The 20,896-nt window shown below is 58.7% G+C and carries 16 protein-coding genes and 1 pseudogene; 11 read left to right on the forward strand and 6 right to left on the reverse strand.

The genetic code is table 11. The features are described from left to right. Positions 1-7 precede the first annotated feature (7 nt). From CE491_RS07615 to CE491_RS07630, 4 genes are all read left to right on the forward strand, one after another. Entirely contained in the window at positions 8-556 is a 549-nt protein-coding gene (locus CE491_RS07615; protein WP_110947737.1) for a cupin domain-containing protein, read from the forward strand. 173 nt (positions 557-729) lie between these two features. Next, a complete protein-coding gene (locus tag CE491_RS07620; protein ID WP_110947738.1) occupies positions 730-1,152 on the forward strand; it encodes a c-type cytochrome in 423 nt (140 codons plus the stop codon). Between the two features lie 12 nt (positions 1,153-1,164). Continuing rightward, positions 1,165-1,485: a DUF2845 domain-containing protein gene (locus tag CE491_RS07625; RefSeq protein WP_234407539.1), complete on the forward strand. Its 321-nt coding sequence runs from the start codon at positions 1,165-1,167 to the stop codon at positions 1,483-1,485. A gap of 272 nt (positions 1,486-1,757) precedes the next feature. Beyond that, positions 1,758-3,689, forward strand: coding sequence for an acetyl-CoA hydrolase/transferase C-terminal domain-containing protein (locus CE491_RS07630; protein WP_110947739.1), 1,932 nt, complete (start codon positions 1,758-1,760; stop codon positions 3,687-3,689). Between the two features lie 129 nt (positions 3,690-3,818). On the opposite strand, the gene CE491_RS07635 is transcribed toward CE491_RS07630, so the two are convergent. From CE491_RS07635 to rep, 4 genes are all read right to left on the reverse strand, one after another. Beyond that, entirely contained in the window at positions 3,819-4,634 is an 816-nt protein-coding gene (locus tag CE491_RS07635; RefSeq protein WP_110947740.1) for a sulfite exporter TauE/SafE family protein, read from the reverse strand. A gap of 212 nt (positions 4,635-4,846) precedes the next feature. Continuing rightward, complete coding sequence (locus tag CE491_RS07640) at positions 4,847-5,731, reverse strand: MBL fold metallo-hydrolase (protein WP_110947741.1); 885 nt, start codon at positions 5,729-5,731, stop codon at positions 4,847-4,849. A 141-nt stretch (positions 5,732-5,872) separates the two neighbouring features. Continuing rightward, positions 5,873-6,445 carry a xanthine phosphoribosyltransferase gene (locus tag CE491_RS07645; protein WP_110947742.1) on the reverse strand — a complete coding sequence of 191 codons (573 nt, stop codon included), beginning with the start codon at positions 6,443-6,445 and terminating at the stop codon, positions 5,873-5,875. Positions 6,446-6,485: 40 nt separating this feature from the next. Further along, positions 6,486-8,495, reverse strand: coding sequence for a DNA helicase Rep (rep, locus tag CE491_RS07650; protein ID WP_110947743.1), 2,010 nt, complete (start codon positions 8,493-8,495; stop codon positions 6,486-6,488). A gap of 204 nt (positions 8,496-8,699) precedes the next feature. On the opposite strand from rep, the gene CE491_RS07655 reads away from it, so the two are divergent. Further along, positions 8,700-10,370, forward strand: a complete 1,671-nt coding sequence (locus CE491_RS07655) for a putative bifunctional diguanylate cyclase/phosphodiesterase (RefSeq protein ID WP_110947744.1) — start codon at positions 8,700-8,702, stop codon at positions 10,368-10,370. A gap of 138 nt (positions 10,371-10,508) precedes the next feature. Here CE491_RS07655 and CE491_RS07660 read toward each other — a convergent pair whose 3' ends face one another. Further along, a complete protein-coding gene (locus tag CE491_RS07660) occupies positions 10,509-11,891 on the reverse strand; it encodes a NorM family multidrug efflux MATE transporter (protein ID WP_110947745.1) in 1,383 nt (460 codons plus the stop codon). 167 nt (positions 11,892-12,058) lie between these two features. Between CE491_RS07660 and CE491_RS07665 the strand changes: the two genes are divergently transcribed. Together CE491_RS07665 and CE491_RS07670 are read left to right on the forward strand one after the other, a co-directional pair. After that, a complete protein-coding gene (locus CE491_RS07665; RefSeq protein ID WP_110947746.1) occupies positions 12,059-12,979 on the forward strand; it encodes a LysR substrate-binding domain-containing protein in 921 nt (306 codons plus the stop codon). Between the two features lie 241 nt (positions 12,980-13,220). Beyond that, complete coding sequence (locus tag CE491_RS07670) at positions 13,221-15,197, forward strand: methyl-accepting chemotaxis protein (RefSeq protein ID WP_110947747.1); 1,977 nt, start codon at positions 13,221-13,223, stop codon at positions 15,195-15,197. Between the two features lie 265 nt (positions 15,198-15,462). Here the strand turns inward: CE491_RS07670 and CE491_RS07675 are convergent. Continuing rightward, a pseudogene (locus tag CE491_RS07675) lies at positions 15,463-16,113 on the reverse strand (ATP-binding protein); the annotation flags it as partial. A gap of 163 nt (positions 16,114-16,276) precedes the next feature. Here CE491_RS07675 and CE491_RS07680 point away from each other — a divergent pair. From CE491_RS07680 to CE491_RS31210, 4 genes are read left to right on the forward strand one after another with little or no spacing between them, the layout of a single operon-like run. Continuing rightward, positions 16,277-16,897: a TnsA endonuclease N-terminal domain-containing protein gene (locus CE491_RS07680; protein ID WP_324880294.1), complete on the forward strand. Its 621-nt coding sequence runs from the start codon at positions 16,277-16,279 to the stop codon at positions 16,895-16,897. Continuing rightward, a complete protein-coding gene (locus tag CE491_RS07685; RefSeq protein ID WP_110947749.1) occupies positions 16,894-18,807 on the forward strand; it encodes a Mu transposase C-terminal domain-containing protein in 1,914 nt (637 codons plus the stop codon). Before CE491_RS07680 ends, CE491_RS07685 begins: the two co-directional genes overlap by 4 nt. After that, positions 18,804-19,697, forward strand: coding sequence for a TniB family NTP-binding protein (locus CE491_RS07690; RefSeq protein ID WP_110947750.1), 894 nt, complete (start codon positions 18,804-18,806; stop codon positions 19,695-19,697). The genes CE491_RS07685 and CE491_RS07690 overlap by 4 nt, the downstream gene beginning before the upstream one ends. After that, a complete protein-coding gene (locus CE491_RS31210) occupies positions 19,649-20,767 on the forward strand; it encodes a TniQ family protein (RefSeq protein WP_110947751.1) in 1,119 nt (372 codons plus the stop codon). Before CE491_RS07690 ends, CE491_RS31210 begins: the two co-directional genes overlap by 49 nt. The last annotated feature ends 129 nt before the right edge of the window (positions 20,768-20,896 follow it).

The following is a 20,896-nucleotide window of genomic DNA, read 5'->3' on the forward strand; positions in this document are numbered from 1 at the left end:
CCCCGCATTGGACGTCGGTGAACGACTGCAATCCATTCGCAAACTCAAAGGTCTGTCGCAACGTGAACTCGCCAAAAGAGCGGGCGTGACCAACAGCACCATTTCCATGATCGAGAAGAACAGCGTCAGCCCATCGATCAGCTCCCTGCGCAAGGTGCTGAGCGGCATTCCGATGTCGATGGTGGAGTTCTTTTCCGAAGAGCTCGAGCCGGAAAACCCGACCCAGGTGGTCTACAAAGCCAGCGAACTGATCGATATTTCAGACGGCGCCGTCACCATGAAACTGGTCGGCAAATCCCACCCGGGCAGGGCGATCGCCTTCCTGACCGAGGTCTACCCGCCAGGCGCCGACACCGGCGAAGAAATGCTCGTCCACGAAGGCGAAGAGACCGGCATTCTGGTCGAAGGTCGCCTGGAACTGGTGGTGGGCCTCGACACCTACGTGCTCGAAGCAGGCGACAGCTACTATTTCGAAAGCACGCGACCTCATCGCTTTCGCAACCCGTTCGACGTCCCGGCGCGACTCATCAGCGCCGCCACGCCCGCGAATTTCTGATCAGCCACAGCCGCTCCCTGCCACGTGCCGGGGGGATTGGACGCTTGTGCCGGAGCGAACGGTCGACGCGCTAATACCCTTGCTCCGCTCAGGGATGTTACGGTCAACGGGCTATACTTTCGCCACCTGCGGCCCGATCGCAGGCGCGTTATAGCCACCATGAGGGTGAAAATGTGAACCTGACTAACAGGATCCTGGCTGCCGTTGCACTTCTTGCCTGCTGGGTCTTTGCCGCCCAGGCCTCCACCCAAGATGACCTCGCCAAACGGCTGGAGCCGGTCGGACAAGTCTGCATTCAGGGTAAGGAATGTTCGGGTATGGACGTCGCAGCTACCCCAGGCAGCGCGGGCGGCGCAAAATCCCCCGATGATGTCATCAGCAAACACTGCAACACCTGCCACGGCGCCGGCCTGCTGGGGGCACCAAAGATCGGCGATAGCGCGGACTGGGGCAAACGCGCCAAGGAACAGGGCGGGCTCGACGAGCTGCTTGCCAAGGCGATTACCGGCATCAAAGCCATGCCACCCAAAGGCACCTGCGCCGATTGCTCGGATGACGAGTTGAAAGGCGCGATCAAGAAAATGTCTGGGCTGTGACCGGTTCTGGGCATGGGTAAACAGGATCGTATGTTCAAGAAAACACTACTGATATGGACGCTTCCTTTCGTGATGTTCACCGGTACGGCAGACGCCACGATGCGATGTGGGACTTCGCTGATCAGCCTTGGCGATACGGTCAGCGTGGTCCGTGAGAAATGCGGCGCGCCGGATAGCAGTGTTGAGCAGCTTCCAGTTATGCGAAGCGGTAGTGCAAGACCGTTTAACGCTGCCAAGGTCGCCCTCTGGGTTTACGGCCCTCGCAATGGTGCGTACCACCATCTGCGGTTCCTTGACGACAAGCTGGTGGCGATCGATACACGAAGAAACTGACCTGGCCAGACCGGGGTCTCGCTTCTGGCCGAGGGCCGTAGGAGCGCAGCTTGCTCGCGACCTGCCGGGTACCGGCAGTAAAACCAGAGCATTCGCCGGGTCAGACAAAACGCGTGGTCAACATTTGCTGCCGCCACGCGCCAGATCGCGAGCAAGCTTTGCTCCTACACCCTCCTGGCAGGATCAAAATCCTGCTGAATCATTGGCGTTTGCAGCAATTGCGCCTCATCCCCGGTCCAAGCTCCATCGAATAACAAACCAGGAGAGGCCGGATGCCGCATTCCTGCTCGATCGAGCAAGCTGTCGATCATGTGCTGGCCGAGCTGCCGGCGCACATTCGCATGGGGATGCCTTTGGGGCTGGGCAAGCCCAACCGGTTCGCCAACGCACTTTATGCTCGGATCAAATCCCTGCCTGATCGCCAGCTGACCATCTACACCGCGCTGTGCCTGGGGCGGCCAAAGGCGGGCGACGGCTTGCAGCGGCGCTTTCTTGAGCCGTTTCTCGAGCGCGTGTTTGGCGATTATCTGGAGTTGGATTTCCTCGCCGACTTGCACAAGAGCAACCTGCCGCCGAACGTACAGGTCGAGCAATTCTTCATGCAGCCCGGCAGCCTGCTGGGCAGCGCGCAGGCGCAACAGGAGTATGTCAGCAGCAACTACAGCCATGCCGCTCGGGACATCAACGCCAATGGCGTGAATCTGGTTGCGCAGTTGGTGGCACATGACCCACAACATCCCGATCACCTGAGCCTGAGCTGCAACCCTGACATCACCCTTGATCTGCTGCATATGCTTGAAAAGCGTCGTGCCGCCGGCGAACACATCCTCGTGCTTGGCCACGTTCATGCCGATCTGCCTTACATGCCGGACATGCCGGGCAACGCCGAGGTGAGCGTTGACACGTTCGACCTGTTGATCGAATACGAAGAACGCAGCACGTTATTCTCCACGCCGAATATGCCGGTGGGCTTTCAGGACCACTTTATTGGCCTGTATGCCAGCACGTTGGTGAAAGATGGCGGCACGTTGCAGATCGGTATCGGTTCTATGGGCGATGCATTAACTGCAGCATTGCTGGCGCGGCAAGCCGACAACGAGACCTATCGTGCCTGCCTTGCCGAGCTGGAAGGGATTTGCACCTGGAAGCCGCTGATCGAAGCGCAAGGCGGGGTGATGCCCTTTGTCGCCGGGCTTTATGGCTGCAGCGAAATGCTGGTCAACGGCCTGTTGGTGTTGCTCGACGCAGGCATCGTTCGGCGCAAGGTTTACCCGGATGTGGAACTGCAGAAACTGGCTAACGCCGGCGCGCTGGACGAAACGCTTCATGGCAACGGCGTGCTGATCCACGGCGGGTTTTTTCTGGGGCCGCGAAGCTTCTATGAGCGCCTGCGCGAGTTCTCGCCCGCACAGTTGGAGCAGATCGACATGACGGCGATCAGCTACATCAACGAACTGTATGGCGATGAGGTTTTAAAGCGCTTGCAGCGGCGCGATGCGCGGTTCATCAACAGCGCGTTTACCGTGACGCTTCTGGGCGCGGCGGTGTCCGATCAACTGGCCGATGGGCGCGTGGTCAGCGGTGTGGGAGGGCAATACAACTTTGTGGCCCAGGCCCATGCGCTGGAAGACGCCCGCTCGATTCTGATCCTGCGCAGCTGGCGCGAATCGGGCGGTGAGGTGAGTTCGAATATCGTCTGGGAATACGGCCACACAACGATTCCTCGGCACCTGCGCGATGTCATCATCACCGAATACGGGATTGCCGATCTACGCGGCAAGACTGACGCGGCGGTAATCGAAGCTTTGCTCAACATCACCGACTCTCGCTTTCAGCCGGGTCTGATCGATCAGGCGCAGAAGGCGGGTAAGCTGCCAAAGGGATTTCGCCTTGACCCGCTGTTTACCCAGAACACGCCGCAACGGCTGAAAGAGATCCGCGATCAGTTCCCGTCCTTGTTCGTCGAGTACCCGCTGGGCAGCGATTTCAGCGTGCAGGAGCGTGATTTGCTGCGGGCGCTGAACTGGTTGAAAAGCAAATTCAAACTCACAGAGATCATCGAGTTGGGCAGGGCTACCCTCGAAGCGCCCGAGCCCGGCGCGTTTGCCGAGCATTTGCGGCGCATGGGGCTGGATGAGCCGCAGGGCTTGCGAGAGGAGTTGTATCAGCGGCTGGTGCTGGCAGGCTTGCAGGCGACGAGTTAGACCTCTGGCAATACGCAACACCTCCGTGGGAGTGAGCTTGCTCACGAAAGCGGCGCTTAAGTCACAGTAATGGTGTCTGACACTGACGCGTTCGTGAGCAAGCTCACTCCCACAGTTCGATGTCGGATGTCAGAAAACGGATTTGATGATCAACAACGCCGCAGCAAAAAAACCGGTCACGGCAAACAATTGCTGCAATCTTGGCCCCGCCAGGAATCGCGACAGCTGTCGCCCTGCCATCAATCCCGCCACGGCACCCGCTGCGAAGGGCAGACCCACCGCCCAATGCATGACCCCGCTGAGGCTGGCGGTGACCACGCTGCCGGTGGAAACCAGGGCGATCACTGCCAGTGAGGTCGCCACGATGCTTTTCAGGTTCAGGTCGGTGTAGCGGGTCAGTGCCGGGACAATCACGAAACCGCCACCCACCCCGAGCAGGCCGGACATCAAACCCGACAACATCCCCGTGAAAGCCAGAAAGCGGGCGCAGGGCAGGGTCCAGCGCAAGCGGCCTTCCAGCGGATTGAGTACACACGGCAAAAACGCTGCGCGGTCGAGCGGTTTTCCGTGCTGCAGCTCATGGGCCGCCTTGCGATACATTCTGCCGCAGGCATACAGCAGCACCAGCGCAAAAGCCACTGCCAATGGAGTGTTGGGCACCTGGTGGGCCAACCACAGACCCAGCGGCGCGAAACAGATGCCAATTGCCGCGATGAACAATGCCGCGCGATAGCGCACGATGCCCTGACGCAACCCCAGCAACGCGCCCACCGCCGACGCCAGCCCGACCGCCAGCAATCCGACCGGCGCCGCCTCGACCATCGTCAGGCCGAGGCCGAATACCAGCAACGGCACCGCCAGAATCCCGCCGCCTGCGCCCGTCAGCGCCAGTACCGCTCCAATGATCGTACCGAGGCCGGCTCCGATCAGTTCGTGTTCATTCATGTTCAGTGGGGCTTTTTGTAGTGGGGTTAATCAACTCATTGGGCGGTTTTTCACCCCATGCACTCGACGACGATAATCTTCTGCGGCAGTGAGCCTGCTCGGGGCCGTCGTCGGACGAAGAGGCCGTACATTCACAGCCTCTTAATGGCCTGGAAATCAGTCTTCGTGAGCGAGCTCACTTCCACGGGTTCAATGTGCATGCAGAAGAATCATCACAACGCATTGATCGGGATTTTCAGGTAGCGCACGCCGTTATCTTCAGGCTCCGGCATATGGCCGCCGCGCATGTTGATCTGCACCGACGGCAGGATCAGCACCGGCATGTCCAGCGTCGCATCACGTTTTTCGCGCATCTGCACAAAGGCTTCTTCATCGATGCCTTCGCGAATATGGATGTTGTTCGCACGCTGCTCGGCCACGGTGGTCATGTACATCAACTCACGGCCGTTGGGCAGATAGTCGTGGCACATGAACAGCCGTGTCTGCGGCGGCAGGCTGAGGATCTTGCCGATCGAGCGATACAGCATGCGCGCGTCGGCGCCCGGGAAGTCACAGCGTGCGGTGCCGTAGTCAGGCATGAACAGGGTGTCGCCGACGAAGGCCACGATTTCGCCCTCGGCTTCGATCAGGTAGGTCATGCAGGCAGGGGTGTGGCCTGGGGTGTGCATCGCCCGGGCCTGTAGCGCGCCGACCTGAAAGTGGGCGTCATCTTCCAGCAGCCGATCGAACTGGCTGCCGTCGCGGGCGAACTCGCCTTTGGCGTTGAACAAGGTGCCGAAGACTTTCTGCACGCGGGTGATGTGGCTGCCGATAGCGACGGTGCCACCCAGCTTTTCCTTGAGATAAGCGGCCGCGGAGACATGATCGGCATGAACGTGGGTCTCCAGAATCCATTCCACAGAAACGCCCAGATCACGGACTCTGGCGATCAGCTTGTCCGCCGATTCAGTGCCGGTGCGTCCGGATTTCGGGTCGTAGTCCAACACACTGTCGATCAGCGCAGCCTTGAGGGTCGAGCGGTCCAGGACCAGATAACTGATGGTCGAGGTCTGCGGATCGAAGAACGCTTCTACGCTCAGTGATTTGCCAATGTCCATGTGTGCTCTCCATAGTTTTGCGATGCCAGCGAGGACCTTGTAGCAGCGCGCTTGCCCACGTTTGCTGTCTGCCTGCTACGAATACATCAGCTGACAGACCGCCATCGCGCGCCAGCGGGCTCTTTTACAATTGATCCGCAGTCATTCGACGAACGTCACCACCCCGCCGTTCAACGATTTGACGCGTGCCAGAGACTCCACACGATAGCCTTGCGAGTCCAGTTCCGCGCGGCCGCCCTGGAACGACTTCTCGATGACGATACCAAGCCCCGCCACACTGGCGCCGGCCTGTTTGATGATTGAGATCAGCGCCTGGGACGCCTTACCGTTGGCCAGGAAGTCATCGATGATCAGCACGCGATCACTGCTGGTCAGGTGGCGCGTGGAGATCGCGATGGTGCTTTCGGTCTGCTTGGTGAACGAATAGACGCTCGCCGAGAACAGGTTTTCAGTCAGAGTCAGCGACTGATGCTTGCGTGCGAAAATCACCGGAACGCCCAGTTTCAGGCCCGTCATCACCGCGGGCGCGATGCCCGACGCTTCGATGGTGACGATCTTGGTGATGCCGGCGCCTGCGAACAACGTGGCGAACTCGTCACCAATCTGCTGCATCAGGACCGGATCGATCTGATGGTTGAGAAACGCGTCGACCTTCAATACCTGGTCGGAAAGTACGATGCCTTCCTCGCGAATTTTCTTGTGCAGTGCTTCCACGTTGCTGTTCCTTAGAGCGCATAAGCGCGAAATGTAGTGTTTATCTTTTCAGCATGGCGCGAATGTCCGCCAATGCCGTATTGCCGCGTACGGCCTTCACTTCGGTAGGTGTGTCGTCATTGCCTTCCCAGGCCAGATCGTCCGGGGGCAGTTCATCGAGGAAACGGCTCGGCAGGCAGTCGATGATCTCGCCGTACTGCTTGCGCTTGGCCGCGAAGGTGAAGGCCAGGGTCTGACGGGCGCGAGTGATGCCCACGTAGGCCAGGCGGCGTTCTTCCTCAATGGTGTCGGCTTCGATGCTGGAGCGGTGCGGGAGGATTTCCTCCTCCATGCCCATGATGAACACGTAGGGAAACTCCAGACCCTTGGAGGCGTGCAGGGTCATCATCTGCACGCCTTCGGCGCCGTCTTCCTCTTCCTGTTGACGCTCGAGCATGTCGCGCAGGACCAGCTTGCCGATGGCCTCCTCGATGGTCATGCCGCCTTCTTCGTCCTTCTCCAGCGTGTTTTTCAGCGCCTCGATCAAAAACCACACGTTGCCCATGCGGTAGTCGGCGGCCTTGTCGCTGGAGCTGTTCTGGCGAATCCAGTTCTCGTAATCGATGTCCATGACCATGCTGCGCAGGGCTGCGATGGGGTCTTGGGTCGCGCACTGCTGGCGCACGCCGTCCATCCAGTGCTTGAAGCGCTTGAGCCGGTCGGTGAAGCGGCTGTCCAGATGCTCGCCCAGGCCGATCTCGTCGGTAGCCGCGTACATCGAAACCTTGCGCTCAGTGGCGTAGTTGCCGAGTTTTTCCAGCGTGGTCGAGCCGATTTCCCGGCGCGGCACGTTGATCACGCGCAAGAAGGCGTTGTCGTCGTCCGGGTTCACCAACAGGCGGAAGTAGGCCATCAGGTCTTTGACTTCCTGACGCCCGAAGAAACTGTTGCCGCCCGACAGGCGATAGGGAATCTGGTGGTGCTGCAATTTCAGCTCGATCAGCTTTGCCTGATAGTTGCCGCGATAGAGGATCGCGAAGTCGCTGTAGGGCCGGTCGGTGCGCAAATGCAGGCTGAGGATCTCGACTGCCACACGCTCGGCTTCAGCGTCTTCGTTCTTGCAGCGGATCACGCGGATTTCATCGCCGTGGCCCATCTCGCTCCAGAGTTGCTTCTCGAACGCATGGGGGTTGTTGGCGATCAGCACGTTGGCGCAGCGCAGGATGCGACTGGTGGAGCGGTAGTTCTGCTCCAGCATCACCACTTTGAGCGACGGGTAGTCGTCCTTGAGCAGCATCAGGTTTTCCGGCCGTGCGCCACGCCAGGCATAGATCGACTGGTCGTCATCGCCCACCACGGTGAACTGGCAGCGGGTGCCGATGAGCATTTTCACCAGCAGATACTGGCTGGCGTTGGTGTCCTGATATTCGTCCACCAGCAGGTAGCGCACCTTGTGCTGCCACTTTTCCAGAATGTCGGCGTGCTCTTCGAACAGCTTCACCGGCAGCAGGATCAGGTCGTCGAAGTCCACCGCGTTGTACGCTTTCAGCGTGCGCTGGTAGTGGGTGTAGACGATGGCGGCGGTCTGCTCCTTGGGATTGCGCGCGTTGGCCAGCGCCTCGGCAGGCAGGATCAGGTCGTTTTTCCAGGCGCCGATCATGTTCTTGATCTCGTCGACGCCGTCGTCGCCAGAGTATTCTTTCTGCATGATGTCGGTCATCAGCGCCTTGACGTCGGTCTCGTCGAAGATCGAGAAGCCAGGCTTGTAACCCAGGCGAGCGTGCTCCTTGCGGATGATGTTCAGGCCCAGGTTGTGGAACGTCGACACCGTCAGGCCGCGCCCTTCGCCGCTGCGCAGCAGGGTGCCGACCCGCTCCTTCATTTCCCGCGCTGCCTTGTTGGTAAAGGTCATCGCGACGATGTACTGGGCACGAATACCGCAGTTCTGGATGAGGTGGGCAATCTTGCGTGTGATCACGCTGGTCTTGCCGGAGCCTGCACCGGCGAGCACCAAAAGAGGGCCGCCGACGTAGTTCACGGCTTCTTGTTGCCGGGGATTGAGTCGGGACATGAGAGAAAAAGGGAATCGCCTGCAAAATGGGCGGGCATTTTAACAGGGTCCGAGGATTGTGCAGCGACCGTCCGACACTGTGATGCGTCACGCTATCTATATTTCGCCGTTTTGTTACATTTGCGCATCGCGGGGTGGATTGCCGCGTTTGGCAACCCCCGTTTGAGTGGGTGCCAATGTCTATCGTTTGTGTGGGGAGCTAGCTTGTCTACGCCTGTCGAACCCTTGCGTTTGCTGCTTCTGGCTGACACGCCGGAATGGCCAGCATTGATGCGCGAGTGCCTGGCACCCCTTGGGGAAGCCGTATTTCTCGACTGCGCGGCGAGCTGGGACGCTATTGGCGAGCCCGGCGACCCTTCGCATTCTTTCATTCTTTTCACCACGCTCGCCTTGCAGCCTGCGGCCGGTCAGTGCAGTTGGCCGACAGTACTGTTGCTCGATGTCGAACCCGATACCGACCCGCTGGGCGTCAGCGACTGGCTGGGACGTGAAGCGCTGTCAACCCAGAGCCTGCGCCGCTGCCTGCGTCATTTGCGCGAGCGCGGCCTGTTGGAAAACACCCTTCAGCGCCTGGCCGAGCAGGACCCTTTGACCGGCATCGCCAATCGGCAGGGCTTTCAGACCCTGCTCGCAGCACGACTGGCGGAGTTCGATGGCCGCGGGCTGGCGCTGGGGCATCTGGATCTGGACAACTTTCGCCGCGCCAACGACGCCTTGGGGCATCAGGCCGGCGATCGGTTAATACTGCAAGTGGTGGCGCGATTGAAAAGTCAGCTCGAAGCCTGCGATCAACTGGCGCGCCTGGGCAGCGACGAATTTGCCCTGCTGATCGATACCCGTCGTGCGCCAGAACGCGCCGAATGGATGGCCGAGCGCATCACCGAGGCGTTGTCCGAGCCTTACTGGATTGACGGCGAAAGCCTGTTGATCGGCTGCAGCGTGGGTATTGCCCATGCGCGCGTCGACGCGGGTGCCGACCCGCTGATGTGGCACGCGCATATCGCCATGCAGCAGGCCAAGGGCACCCAAGGCTGCACCTTTCATGTATTCAACGAGCGCATCAACCGCAACGCCCGCAGCCTTGCCGATCTGGAAAGCGAACTGCGCCGGGCCCTGCGTCGCGACGAACTGGAGCTGCATTATCAGCCGCGCCTGTGCCTGGATACTGGAAACATTCTCGGGCTTGAGGCCCTGGTGCGCTGGCGTCATGCCGAGCGAGGCCTGTTGCCACCGAGTGAGTTCGTGCCACTGGCCGAGCAAAGCGGGCTGATCGTGCCGCTGGGTTACTGGGTCATCTCCCGCGCCCTGCGCGATATGCAGACGCTGCGCGAGAAGGGGCTGCCACCGTTGCACATGGCGATCAATCTGTCATTCCGGCAATTCCAGGACAACCAGCTATTGCCGACCCTGAGCCGATTGATCAGCGATCGCGGTGTGGATGCGCAGTGGCTGGAATTCGAACTCACCGAAACCGCTGTCATGCGCCGCAGCGATCTGGTCAAGCAGACCATGGACGCGCTGGGGCGGCTAGGGGTGCGGTTTTCGCTGGATGACTTTGGCACGGGTTTTTCGTCGTTCGTGCACCTGAACAGCCTGCCGATTACCTTGCTCAAGATCGACAAAAGCTTCGTGGGCGAGATGGAGCAGCGCGAGGAAAACCGCAAGCTGGTTCACGCCATGATCAACCTGGCGCACAACCTCAGTCTGGAAGTGGTGGCCGAGGGCGTCGAAACGCCAGAACAGCTGGCGTTGCTGCGCAGTTTCGGTTGCGATCAGGCGCAGGGTTATCTGATCAGCCACCCGTTGGCGTTGCCGCAATTGCTGGATTATCTGACATTCGATCAGGGTGAAGGCCGGGTTTTGCGGGGATTGTGACCTTTTACCCATAGCAACGCGCCTGGTCCGGGCCGCATCCGGACGATTGCGTCATGCCAGAGACATCGATTGTACCTGGCACGGCGCCTTCGTCCGGATGCAGGCCCAGACCCAGCACGCTTCTACAAGTGTTCTTCCTCAGCCCATTACCACCACATCCGTTGCCTCTTTACGCAATAGCTTCGCGCTCTTGCGTTCGAAGGCGTAGGTCAGCGCCACCGCCGAGCACAGCAGGCCGACCGCCAGACCCCACCAGACCCCGACCGCGCCCTGGTGCGCGAGAAAGCCGAAGCCCCATGCCAGCGGCGCGCCGACTACCCAGTAGCTCGCCAGCCCGATGAGAAATGTGGTCTTGGCATCCTTGAAGCCCCGAATCGCGCCCATCGCAATGGTCTGCGTGCCGTCGAGAATTTCGAACCACGCAGCGATCGCCAACAGCTTCACCGCCAGTTCGACCACGCCCTGGTATTTCGGGTCGTTGACGTCCACGAACAGCCCGATCACCAACTGGGGCGCGACCCAGAACAGAATGCCAAAAGTCAGCATCAGCAGGCCGCCAAAAGCAATTCCCATGCGTCCGGCGGTGCGCGCCAGCAGTACATTGCCGCCGCCATAATGTAGACCGATGCGCATGGTCACTGCGTACGAAATTCCGACGGGGATCATGAACGCCATCGACACAGATTGCAGCGCGATCTGGTGCGCCGCCATTTCGTTGCTGCCCATCGCCCCCATGCAGAATGCCGCAAAGGTGAACAAACCGACCTCCACCGCGTAGGTGCCGCCAATCGGCAGGCCCAGACGCCACAACTCCTTGAGGCAGGTGCTGGAGATTTTCATCAGGCCCTTGTGGATCGGGTACGCCGCGTAGGCCTTGTGATAACGAATGTGCAGCGCGAGGGCCAGCGCCATGCTGTTGGTAACGATCGCCGTGACCAGCCCGATCCCCATCAAGCCCCAGTGCGGCAAGCCGAACAGACCATGAATGAAGGCGTAGTTGAGGCCGAAATTCAGTGCGACTCCTACCAAGCTGATCACCATCACCGGCGTTGCACGGCCCAGCGCGCTGGTAAAGCCCCGCAGCGCCATGAAACTGAGTAAGCCAGGCAATGCCAGTGGCAAGGTGAGGAGGAATTGACTGGCCATGTGCACGTTGGCTTCATCCTGGCCGAAGTTGAGCAGGATCGGCTCAAGATTCCACAGAATCAGCGCGGCAATCAGTGCCATCCCCCACGCCAGCCACAGCCCGGCCTGAATCAGTCGGGTTGCGCCCGCGTCGTCGTTCGCCCCCTTTCGAATGGCCACCAGGGTGCCGACCGCCGCCATCACGCCGACGCAGAAAAACGAAACGAAGTTATAGCTGGCGGCGCCCAGGCCACCGCCGGCGAGGGATTCCGGGCCGAGCTTGCCCATCATCACGGTGTCAGTGAACACCATCAACATGTGCGCCATCTGCGAAGCGATCAGCGGCCCGGCCAGGCGCAGGATGATCCACAGTTCTTTAAAGGCGTGCTGTTGCATGGTCTTGGCGCTCGGGAGGATGAGGCATTGATGAGCGGCCCATTGTCGTGATTCGGAGCTTAATGCACAAAGGGATAAATACGATCGTTGGCATGAGTAAAACTCATCCTGAGAGTTCTCCGCTACAGTACCTGGTATCGCCGTCACGCAAAGAGGAAAAGCGCTTTATGCCCCGTAGTCTCCCGCCCTTGTATGCGCTGCGTGCATTTGAAGCCGCAGCGCGACGCAGCTCATTCACTCGCGCTGCCGAGGAACTGTCGATCACCCAGAGCGCGGTCAGCCGACATATCCACACCCTTGAACAGCACTTCGCCTGTCGTTTGTTTCGCCGCAACGGCCGCAACCTGCAATTGACCGAAGCTGCACGGGAGCTACTGCCGGGCGTGCGTGAAGGGTTTTCCGCGCTGGAGCGGGCCTGTAGTGCGCTGATGGCGGAAGAGGGTATTTTGCGCATGAAGGCCCCGTCGACATTGACCATGCGCTGGCTGCTGGCGCGGCTCAGCCGCTTTCGTCATTTGCAGGTCGGTAATGAAGTGCAACTGACCAGTGCCTGGATGGACATCGACAATGTCGACTTCACTCAAGAGCCGTTCGACTGCGCGGTGCTGCTTAGTCGCGGGCATTTTCCGCCGGACTGGGAGGCGACTTACCTGTTTCCGGAGCTATTGATTCCGGTGGGTTCTCCCAGCCTGCTCGATGACGCGCCATGGGACGTAGAAAGGCTGGCCAGTGCTGAACTGCTGCATCCCACGCCTGATCGTCGAGATTGGCGCAGCTGGCTGGAGCGGATGAGGTTGTCGGATCAGATCTCGCTCAAGGGCGGACAAGTGTTCGATACGCTGGAACTCGGGATGATTGCGGCGGCACGGGGTTATGGGGTTTCCATGGGTGATCTGCTGATGGTGGCCGAGGATGTGAGCCAGGGCCGCCTCAGTCTGCCGTGGCGCACTGCGGTGGTCAGCGGCGAGAACTATTACCTGGTCTGGCCCAAAACCCGGCCGGGCGGCGAGCGTCTGCGCAGGCTCAGCGATTTTCTGCAGGGCGAAGTACACGCGATGGAATTGCCGGATGTGACGATACTGGAGTGATGGTTCAGCGTCGGCTGTGCACCGCTTCTGCCCGCACTCTTATGTCCTGCGGCAGAGGCGAGCACGTTTCATCCAGCTCCGATCTTAAGACCATGCGTAGGACTCAAGTATTCTTCCTGTCAGCCGAATCTGTAATTGCAGAACCGATTCTTCTATCGGTGTATCAACGCCCTCTATCAAATATCAGCCCGAATGGTTTGCCTGAGATCAGGATGGTCCAGTCGTTCGGCAAGGAGTTTTCATGCCCCAGCCTCGTGCCCGCATTGCCTCGCAGCTTGGCATCGCCCTGGCCGTTATTCTGGCCGTCGTTATCAGCGGCAGTACCTTGTTCGCCCTGCGCTCGCTGGATTCGGCAAACCTCGTCATCCGCGAAGAGCACATGGGCAGCGAAGCGCGGTTGCTGGCTGACCAGTTGAACACCTTCCACAGCACCTTGCGCGACAGCACCCAGCGCTTGAGCGGGCTGTTCGAGAAGCGGTTCAGCGGTGGCCTGACGTTGCAGGCCGATCAGCAAATCGCCGTGGCAGGCATGCAGACCCCCGCACTGCTGCTAGACGGCAAGCCTCTGAATAACGATTTCGTCGATGTCGATGACTTCAGGAAGATGACGGCGGGCGTGGCGACGGTTTTTGTGCGCAGTGGCGACGACTTCATCCGCGTCAGCACCTCGTTGAGCAAGCAGGACGGTTCTCGCGCCATCGGCACTGTGCTTGACCACAAGCACCCAGCCTACGAAAAACTGCTGGCGGGCCAGGGTTACGTTGGTCGCGCGGTGCTGTTCGATCGTCTGTACATGACCCAGTATTCCCCGGTACGCGACGACAGCGGCAAGGTCATCGCCGTGTTGTTCGTGGGCTTCGATTACACCGACGCGCAGAAAGCGCAGTTCGACAATCTCAAAAGCTTTCGCATTGGCTCGACCGGCTCGCTGGCCTTGCTCGACGAGCAGACCAAATGGCTGGTGCCGCCATCGGGTGTGAAGGACCTGGATCAGGCGGGCAAGACCCTGACCGAGTTCGTGAAGACGCCCGGAAAAGGCGGTTTCTGGCAGGACGCAGGAGCTGATTTCTATACCGTCGCCGAACCCTTCCCCGGCGGCCCATGGTCGATTCTGGCGACCATGCCCAGGGATGAGATCAGCGCGGTGACCTGGAGCGTCGGCACTCAACTGGCGATCGGCAGCCTGTTGGCGATGCTGATTGCCGTGGGCTCGGCGATCTGGCTGCTGCGCAGCAAATTGCAGCCGCTGTCGGATCTGGTGAGCCAGGCTGAAGCCCTCGGCGCCGGGGATCTTAGCGTGCGCCTGAACATCACCAGCCACGACGAAATCGGCCAACTCGCCAGCAGCTTCAACAAGATGGGCGGCGCGCTGGAAACCATGGTCTCGCATATCCGCGCCGCCGCTCAGGAAGTCAGCGGGCGTGCCCAGGCGCTGTCCGGTCTGTCGAGCGGTGCCTATGAAGGCATGGAGCAGCAGTCCGGCGAAATCACCAGCATGGCCGGCGCGGTCGAAGAGTTCAGCGCCACGGCCCTGACCATCGCCGACAACATGGGCAACACCGAGCGGCTGGCGCAGGGCAACGCCCAGCAGACCCGCATCGGGCGCGCATCGATGGAAGAGGCGTCGGCCTCACTCGAGCAGATTGCCGGCTCTCTGGGCAGCACCGCCGCGGTGATCGACACTCTGGGTCAGCGCTCGCAAGAGATCGGCGGCATCGTCAGCGTCATCACCTCCATCGCCGAACAGACTAACCTTCTGGCGCTCAACGCAGCCATCGAAGCGGCGCGTGCGGGTGAACAGGGTCGCGGGTTTGCCGTAGTGGCTGATGAAGTCCGCAATCTGGCGTCGCGCACTCGCCAGGCCACCGATGAAATCTGCGGCATGATCGCCAGCATTCAGCAGGAAACCGGCAATGCCATCAGCACCATGGAACACGGCAACACGCTGATGCAGGAAGGCCTGACGCGCAACGCCAAAGTCGCTGCTGCCCTGGCTCATATTGATGAACAAAGCCGCTCGGCCGGCGAGCAGTTCGCGTCCATCACTACTGCAACCCAAGAGCAAAGCAACACGGCGACGCTCCTTAGCGCCAACCTGCAAAGCATCGCCCTGGCCAACAGCGAGCAGCGCGAAGTGGTCTCGAATCTGGCAGTGACTGCGCAAGAGTTGAATGCACTGGCGGCGGATTTGCGCAAGGAAGTGGATCGGTTTCGGTGATTTGATTGCGATAGCACCAGGTCACGAGAGCGGCGCAATTTGTGACAGTGGGCTTGCTCGCGAAAGCGTCAATACATACGCAGAATCGTAGACGTTTGACGCTATCTTCGTGAGCAAGTTTACTCCCACAGAGTAAATTCAGGCGCCTTGGTCGTGTCAGGCAGACGCTGTCGTGAGGTTTTACTAGATCGTCAGCAAGCTGGACGACTACGGCCTGCGGCCAGGATCGACAGCCTTGAGTCTTCCGCGATCTGTCCGAGGGATCTCACCCGGTCGAAGGCCGATACTGCAACGCCTCGGCAATATGACTCCTGGAAATCGCGTCTACCCGCTCCAGATCTGCCAGCGTGCGCGCTACTTTCAGCAGGCGATGGGCCGCGCGCAGCGACAGGCTCAAACGTTCGCAGGCGGTTTCGAGCCAGGCCTCGTCTTCGGCCAGCAGCGCGCAATGCTGACGCAAGCCGGGGAGGTCGAGAAACGCGTTTGCGCATCCCTGCCGCTTTTGCTGCCGCTCCCGCGCTTCGCAGACCAGAACTGCCGAGCTGGCGCTGGTCTCGCCGGTTTGCGGCGTGGCGGCCAGTGAGGTCGCCTCGCGGGCGACGGTCAGGTGCAGGTCGATCCGATCCAGCAGCGGGCCGGACAGTTTGTTGCGGTAGCGTTGAATCTGATCAGTGGAGCAACGGCAACGCCCGGTCGGCTCGCCGTGATAACCGCAAGGGCAGGGATTCATTGCCGCCACCAACTGAAATCGCGCGGGAAAGCGCACGCGATCACGGGCCCGTGAAATCACAATATGCCCCGACTCCAGAGGCTCGCGCAAAACCTCCAGCACTCGTCGATCAAACTCCGGAAGCTCATCGAGGAACAGCACTCCGTAGTGAGCCAGGGTAATTTCACCAGGTTGCGGACGGCTGCCGCTGTGACATCTGAAAATAGATGCAACGCTTTTCTTCTGAAGCCCGCATTCTGTCGTATGATCAACCAACAATAGATGCAACACAACTCTATTAATACGTGCAACTAGGTCTGATATGGATAGCAATAGCTGCAACCAGATCCCGTTCTCTGTGGCGAGGCGCGTGAAATCTACGACGCGTAGCCTGTCTGGAGTGTTCGCTTTTCGCGGAGAGGGCGTTGCGTTCGAATCTGGTCTCGAGCGCGACTTCCTCAGTCGCATGGAATTTCGGACGGATGTGTTGTCTGTCGTGTCGCAGCCGATACAGCTCGATTTTGCATCGAATAATGGTCGCTCCTACACGTACACCCCTGATTTTCTTGTCCGCTTTCATCCCCATACGCAACAAATGCCCATCCTCGTTGAGGTGAAACCTGAAGAAAACTGGCGTAAGTCCTGGCGCGATTCGTTTCCAAAGTGGAAGGCAGCGCTACGCCACGCCAAGCAGCAGGGATGGAGCTTTCACATTTACGATGAATCCCGAATCCGGGGGCAGTCTCTGAAAAACATCCAGTACCTGGAGCGCTTCAAAAGGGCGGCCTACGAAGCGGTGGATTTGGAAGCCGTCATTCGTACGGTCGCGATTATGGGGATTGCCACAGTGCAGTACCTTGTGGCACTTCATTTCAACGGTGCCGAGGCGTTAGGTAAGTCCCACATCTTCCACCTGATCGCTACTCGAAGGCTTGACTGCGACATCTCAGAAGCCTTGGATGATTCGCTCGAAGTGGTGATGCCGGAATGAACAATCTCAGTAGCGAAGCGGTTCGTGGAACCAAGCTGGATCGTTCCGTTGTGAATGTGCTGCCTGGCGCTCTGGTGTGCTACCAGAAAGAGACTTTTCGTATCACCCAGGTGCTCGATTTCCAGTCGGTGCTCGGAATCAATGTAGAAAGTGGTCGAGCGTCTGTGATGCCGATCGCGGATCTCAAGCCGTTTTTGGGCAACAAAATTAGAGGCGCTTACGCTGACTACGATCTTGAGGAGTTGGGAGCAGAACAGTGGGCAGCAGCGCAAAAAAGGTATGCGGTCATTTCGCCTTTGCTCGGCATCGAGGGTCATTCCCGAAGCGTGGTTGAACGGCATGCACAAGAGGCCGGCGTTGATCCTGTCACTGTCTATCGGTGGATGCGTCGATACAAGGAACAGGGCGATATTACAGCCCTGATCCCGATCAAGAGAGGATGGAGTAGGGGGCGCCCCAGGATTTCCGAAGAAGTTGAAGCGGTTATCGCTGAAACGCTCAAGGAGTATTACCTCACCGAACAAAAGCCGAACGCTAAGGCGACGTTCGAGGAAGTCCGGACGCGTTGCAAGAAATTAAAACTTCGGGTCCCTAACATCACGACAGTTCAGGCCCGGATTCGCAAAATTCCCGACCACATTCGATTGCGCAAGCGCGGCGACAAGGAGTTGGCAGGTAACAAGTACGAGCCTCGACCAGGTGGCTTACACACAGAGTATCCGCTACAAATCGTTCAGATCGATCACACTCCTATGGATGTGATACTCGTCGACGACATACATCGCCGTCCCATTGGTCGTCCTTGGCTGACCTTGGCCATTTGCGTCTACACCCGAATGGTCACTGGGTATTACCTATCGATGGATGCGCCGTCCGCGGTATCGGTGGCAATGTGTGTTGTCCATTCGATTCTGCCCAAGGAGCAGTGGTTGGCTCTGCATAACGTCGCTGCCAAGTGGCCTGTATGGGGAAAAATGGGAACGCTGCACAGCGATAACGGTGCGGACTTCCGTTCCCACAGCCTTATTCAGTCGTGCATCCTTCATGAGATCAAGCGTGAGTTCAGGCCCAAGAAGAAACCTCATTGGGGCGGCCATATCGAGCGTCTCATGGGTACATTCGCGGGAATGGCTAAGAGGGATAAGGGAGCGACGTTCAGCAATCCGCAAGAGCGCAGTGAATACAACTCTGAGAAAAAAGCGACGTACACCTTCGCAGAGTACGAAGAGCGATTGGTCAAAAATATCATTATCTATAACAACAAATACCACGAAGAACTTGATTGCGCGCCCATCAAAAAGTGGGATGCCGCTTTTTTTGGAGACAAGGAAACCAACCCGCTGCTCCCGCTACCGCCACGAGTGGCCGACCCGTGGGCATTTCAGCTGGATTTCTTGCCATCCTCCAGGCGCACTATTCGGCCAGATGGCGTCGAGATGGACGCTATGTATTACGCCGAAGCCCTCAGGCCTTACGTCGGTACGATTGATCCAGCAACCGGTAATCCGCGCAAGTTCCTGTTTCGCCGCGATCCGCGTGATATCAACCGTATCTGGTTCTTCGATCCAGGCCTTCGTGAGTATTTTGAGATTCCGATCCTTCGAGGTCGATACGCTGGCACCACTGTGGCCGAATACGTAGCGGCCAAGAAGAAAGCCAAGCAGATGGGCCGCGACGCTGTGGACCATGAACTCCTGGAGCGGTTGATCGAAGAAAATCGCCAGCAAGAACTTGAAGCTGCAGCACGTACTAAGGCAGCCCGCAAAAACACTCAAAAGCGAACCAACAACGCCAAACAAACGACCCCTGCTGCCCCTAATCCAGCGGTCTCGTCTCAGCCGGTGAAGCCTGTAGATATTCCGGAGCTGCTATCGATTAACGATGTAGACACATTTGGAGACGTCTGGTGACCGATTACTCGCACATTGCTCCCCAGTTTCGGGAGGTCATGCTCAAGACTGATCTCGAACGTCTGGATTTTCTGGAGGAGCCTCGCTGGATCGACTATCCGGCTGCAAACAAGCTAAGGGCCATTCTCGATGGAATGCTCCGTGTCCCTGAACGGACTCGCATGCCCAATCTACTGTTGGTTGGTATGTCAAACTCCGGCAAGACCTCGGTCGTAACTCGCTTCAAAAATACCACTGGAAAACCCTACGTCAGCGATGATGCAGTGAGCGTCCGGCCCGTCATCTACGTGGAAATTCACAAGCCTGACGAGCGGGAATTGTACAACGCCATCCTCCGAGAGTTCTGGGCTCCTCACAACCCGGCTGCTGTAGTTCCAAAGCTTCGAGATCAGGCAATCCATCTGCTGCGAGTCGCGCGGACTCGTATGCTCGTCATTGATGAGATTCATACGATCAGTAACGGCTCGCCACGCAAAGCAATGGATGCAATGAACGAGATCAAGATGCTTTCGAATACCTTGCACATCCCTCTGGTATTGGTCGGCACCAGAACCGCTTTGCAACTGTTGGCACTCGATCCTCAGTACTGCAGTCGTTTTGAAGTCGCAGCCTTGCCCAACTGGTCCATCAACCCGGACCTGCAGCGATTCCTGAAGTCTTTTGAATCAGTACTTCCGTTGAAAAAGCCATCCCGGTTGTTCAGCCCTGAGCTCACCCGATCCATCCACACCATCTCGGAAGGTAACACCGGCAACATCGAATACCTTCTGCGTGAGTGCGCAAAAGAGGCCATCAACACCGGCAAAGAAGTGATCGATCTATCACTTCTCGAGAAAAATTCATGGATGCGTCCAACCGCTACCAATGGCGTGCGCACACGAGTCCTGTAAACGCGCAATGGCCGGCCGTACCTTCGTTGCTTGAGGACGAAATTATCTCGTCGTGGCTGGTGAGATGCGCCCTCAAGCACGGCTGTGAGCCTACAACACTCACTAACGATGTCTGGCCTGGGCATCGGATATGGTGCAGCGATCCTGACCGTTGTCTTAGTCCCGAACGTTTGAAGGTCTTGAGCGACTTGTCTGGCATGACACCAGAGTCGTTGCAAGCCTCGACGTTAATGCCGGTGTGTCGATCCATCACCGGCGATGCCTGCTTTGCGCAGGGAACTGAGCTCTGGTTTCTATGCCTGGGTGTTCGCAACCGTCGCAGATGTGGCGGATTGCAGTACTGCCCGAGATGTTTTGCTGAGGATGAACCCTATTATCGTATTCAGGGTCGGCTTGCCTGGCATACGTGCTGTCCCATCCATAAGGTCATCTTGTTGGACCGTTGTGAGAGCTGCCATGCCCCTCTGTGCCCGCATCTGGTCAAACCACCCCAAGAAGATATCGGTCATTGCCATCGATGCGCAGCTGCGTTGAGCAAGGCAATAGTCCAACCCGAATCTCCGGACGCAGCGGCATTTCAAGCAGCGACTGACAGATTGTTTGGTGGCTACACCCAGCAATATGGAAATGTCCAACTGGATCTTTGCGCGTGGTTCGAGCTTGCCCACTGGATGCTTGGTATATTGCGCAGCGCTGTTCGCTCAGCCAACCCATGCATTTCGTGTTTTTTCGAAAACCTGCAAGTCAATCTCGATACATTGCATCAACCACCTACCGGTTTGCGGTTCGAGCTGCTCAGTCCTGTAGAGCGCGCAAATTTGCTTTCTGATGTTTGGAAAATGATCTCAGCTGGGCCCGAGAGACTCATAAGTGCCGCGACTCAGTACACAATCAGATCTTCGCTTTTGATGCCGCGTTCCTGTCGTATGCCTGTAGCTCTTGATGGGCTTGCTTCAGTGCTGCAGGCTCGGCAAAGAGGCATGAGTGGCCACATTCATCCAGACACTCCGCGTTCCCCTGCCAGCGTATTGATGAGATGGAACCGCTTGCTCAGGAAGTTTCAAAGATGATGAACGCCTCTTCGACGAAGCAGCGTCGCGCCGAATGCCTATGCGTAGGAAAAAAAGTACATCGCGTCTACAAAGGAATTGCGTTTTGCAGCACCTGCTATGCACGGGTGTTCAAGCGCAAGCTTTGTC

Source organism: Pseudomonas bohemica, assembly GCF_002934685.1.
GTDB lineage: Bacteria > Pseudomonadota > Gammaproteobacteria > Pseudomonadales > Pseudomonadaceae > Aquipseudomonas > Aquipseudomonas bohemica.